The sequence below is a fragment of the uncultured Kordia sp. genome, assembly GCF_947489565.1.
Lineage (GTDB): Bacteria > Bacteroidota > Bacteroidia > Flavobacteriales > Flavobacteriaceae > Kordia.
The window spans coordinates 1-1,174 of sequence record NZ_CANLEA010000051.1 but is presented as its reverse complement, the minus strand read 5'-3'; the positions used below and the strand labels follow the sequence as shown (position 1 = coordinate 1,174).

Below are 1,174 nucleotides of genomic sequence, written 5' to 3'. Positions count from 1 at the left end.
GTGATGATGATGGTATTGACGATGTGGATGAAGCAGGACAAGGCACCTTCACAGGAACTGACACCGATGGTGACGGATTAGACGATGGCTTTGATACCAGTGATGATACAGGAGTACAACCAGATGTAAATGACAACTTAGACGCAGGCGCATCAGGTACAGATAATGACGACGATCCAAGCACGGCAGAAGTAGATTTTCGCGAAGATTACGATCCATGTGCTGCAGGAACAGTAGTAGATTTAACAAATCCTCAATACGTTGCAGGAGATTGTGATGGTGATGGAGTAACTAATGGAGATGAAGTCGATCCAGACGGAGACGGAACAGCAGGACCAAACGGAACTGATCCAACGAATCCATGTGATTATGACGCAACAGCTCAAAACTTTGCTTCAGTAACAATAGCATGGTTGGCAATAGATTGTGACGGCGATGGAGTAACCAATGGAGATGAAGTAGATCCAGATGGAGATGGTACACCAGGACCAAACAATACAGATCCACAAGATCCTTGTGATTACAATCCAATCTTAGTAACCCAAACGCAAACAGCGGCTTGGTTAACAGCAGACTGTGACGGTGATGGCACTCCAAATGGAAGCGATCCAGATCCACAAGATCCATGTACTGATGATGGTACAGTAGGTGATGAAGACGGAACAAATCCAGTTTGGGCAACAGCAGATTGTGACGGCGATGGCACACCAAACGGAGTTGATCCAGATCCACAAGATCCATGTATTGATGATGGAACAGTAGGAGATGAAGATACAAGCAACGCTATTTACGCTGCTGCAGATTGTGACGGCGATGGTACACCAAACGGAGTTGATCCAGATCCACAAGATCCATGTGTTGACGATGGCACAGTAGGCGATGAAGATGGAACAAATCCAGTTTGGGCAACAGCAGATTGTGACGGTGACGGAACACCAAACGGAGTCGATCCAGATCCACAAGATCCATGTGTTGACGACGGAACAGTAGGTGATGAAGATGCTACAAATCCAATTTGGACAACAGCAGATTGTGACGGAGATGGCACACCAAACGGAGTCGATCCAGATCCACAAGATCCATGTGTTGACGATGGCACAGTAGGTGATGAAGATGCTACAAATCCAATTTGGACAACAGCAGATTGTGACGGAGATGGCACACCAAACGGAGT

1 pseudogene is annotated in these 1,174 nt (G+C 46.6%); it reads left to right on the top strand.

The features are described from left to right. A pseudogene (locus Q0845_RS27685) lies at positions 1-1,174 on the top strand (hypothetical protein); the annotation flags it as partial.